A 2,266-nucleotide genomic window follows, 5' to 3' on the forward strand; every position below is an offset into this window, starting at 1 on the left:
GCGGTCAGCAGTCAGCAGATGCAGGAGGCTATTCGCGGTTTGCCGGCCCGCAGCGGTCATCAACCTCCAGCAATTGCCGGCGCGACGGCTGGGGGGAGCTCGGTGGCCGGTGTTGCCTTCTCCGTCGGGAGATTTTGGTCGCCGGACGGGGGTGGCGAAGGGGGGCGCGACCCGGCAATTGAGAAATGTGCCCAAATACTCAGCCGCGTCCACCGCGGACGCGCGCAGTATACGGTGAAAGCATGACGGCTCCGTTGGCCGGGGTGAAACAGATGAGTGGTAGGTCTGTTATGCAGCGCGGGAGAACGGAGTGCGGTGATGACCGTGTCCGCTGAGGTCGACCGGTGGCTGCGGCGGTTTCATCCGGGCCCGCCCGACGCCCCGCGGCTGGTGTGTTTCCCGCACGCGGGCGGGGCGGCGAGCACCTATCTGCTGATCTCGAAGGCGTTGTCGTCGGTCGCCGAGGTCCAGGCGGTGCAGTATCCGGGACGGCAGGACCGGCGGGCGGAGCCGGCGCACACCGCCATCGCGCCGCTGGCCGACCGGATCGCCGAGGTCCTCACCCCGCTCACCGACCGGCCGTTGGCCTTCTTCGGGCACAGCATGGGGGCGATCGTCGGCTTCGAGGTCATCCGCCGGCTCGCCGCGGCCGGGGGGCCGGCACCGTTCGTGCTGTTCGCCTCCGGGCGGCGGGCGCCGTCGGCCGAACGGCTCGAGACCGTCCACCGCCGCGACGACGCGGGCTTTCTCCGGGAGATGCGCGAGCTCGGCGGGACCGATCCGCGGGTGCTCGCCGATCCCGAACTCGTCGAGATGGTGCTGCCACCGACCCGCGCCGACTATCAGGCGATCGAAACGTATTCCGCGCCGCGCGACGCGGCGATCAGTACTGCGGTCGTCGCGATGGTGGGGGATTCCGATCCCAAGGCGACGCTTCCCGAGGTCGAGCTCTGGCGCGAACACACCACCGGGTCGTTCGAGCTGAAGGTGTTCCCCGGTGGCCACTTCTACCTGTCCGACCAGCAGGGCGCCGTCGTCGACGCGGTGTCGGCGGGGCTCGCCGCCGCGCGCGGCACCCACCCGACGGTATCCGACCACGAAGCAGGAGGACAATAATGCCGGTAGAATTCGTCAACGCCGCTAACTGGCGTGAGCCGGGCGAGGGCATTGCGGCTGACTTTTGGCGCGGCAAGCTCGACCCGGAGTACGTCCGTCGATACGTGCGCACGCTGGAGGACTTCGGGTTCGACTACACGTTGGTGGCCTACCACTCGGCGGGTCCTGACCAGTACGTCCGCGCGGCTGAAATCCTCACCTACACCGAGCGTCTGAAGCCGATGGTCGCCGTGCGGCCGAACACGTCGTTCCCGACGGTTGCCGCCCAGGCGCTGTCCACACTCGACCAGCTGGGCAAGGGGCGCACGGCGGTCCACATCATCTCCGGTTCGAGCAACGAGGAGCAGCAGCGGCAGGGCGACTACCTCGAGAAAGATGCCCGCTACCGGCGCTCCGCCGAGTTCGTGCAGATCCTGCGGGATGTGTGGACGAAGACCGAACCGTTCTCACACCACGGCGAATTCTACGACTTCGACAACTTCGGGCCCGGTTACCAGACTTATTCTGGTGAGCCGATGACGGTCTCCCTCGGCGGATCGTCGGACTACGCCTATGCGGCGGGCGGCGCCCAGGCGGACATCTTCGCGCTGTGGGGCGAGCCGCTGGAGCAGACCAAGCAGCAGATCGACCGGGTCCACGAGGAGGCGCGGAAGGTCGGCAGGACCGGCACAATCCGCTTCTGGGTCACCTTCCGGCCGATAGTCGCCGAGACCGACGAACTGGCGCAACGCAAGGCCCGCAAGATCGTCGAGCGGGCCAATGCTCACTACGGCGAGGTACTGAAGGTCAACCTGCCGAACGTGGGCTCGCAGCGTCTGCGCGACATCGCGCAGGAGGGCGAGACACACGACGGTGGTGTGCTCTGGACTCCGCGAGCGATCGCCGGGGCCGGCGGTGCCTCGTCGTTCCTGGTCGGCTCGCCCGAGACCATCGCGGAGGCGCTCGTCAGGTACGCCGAGCTCGGTGCGGACGTGATCTCGCTGCCGACCCTCGGCAACATCGGCGATGCCATCGACACAGGCCGCTACATCATCCCGCTCGTGCGCAAGGAGCTCGCCCGTCGCGAGGCCCGCGAGGAGGTCACGATCTAGCAACTCCAGCAACGCACCCGGGAACCTCGCCACGATCCGTTCGACCGTCACCCACGCCC

General features: G+C 68.1%; 2 protein-coding genes. Both read left to right on the forward strand.

All coding sequences use genetic code 11. From position 1 onward, the window contains the following. The first annotated feature begins 318 nt into the window (after positions 1-318). Positions 319-1,116, forward strand: coding sequence for a thioesterase II family protein (locus NBZ85_RS30455; RefSeq protein WP_261556179.1), 798 nt, complete (start codon positions 319-321; stop codon positions 1,114-1,116). Next, on the forward strand, positions 1,116-2,207 hold the full coding sequence (locus tag NBZ85_RS30460) for an LLM class flavin-dependent oxidoreductase (RefSeq protein ID WP_261556180.1): 1,092 nt from the start codon (positions 1,116-1,118) through the stop codon (positions 2,205-2,207). Before NBZ85_RS30455 ends, NBZ85_RS30460 begins: the two co-directional genes overlap by 1 nt. The last annotated feature ends 59 nt before the right edge of the window (positions 2,208-2,266 follow it).

This window comes from Frankia tisae (assembly GCF_025403405.1).
GTDB lineage: Bacteria > Actinomycetota > Actinomycetes > Frankiales > Frankiaceae > Frankia > Frankia tisai.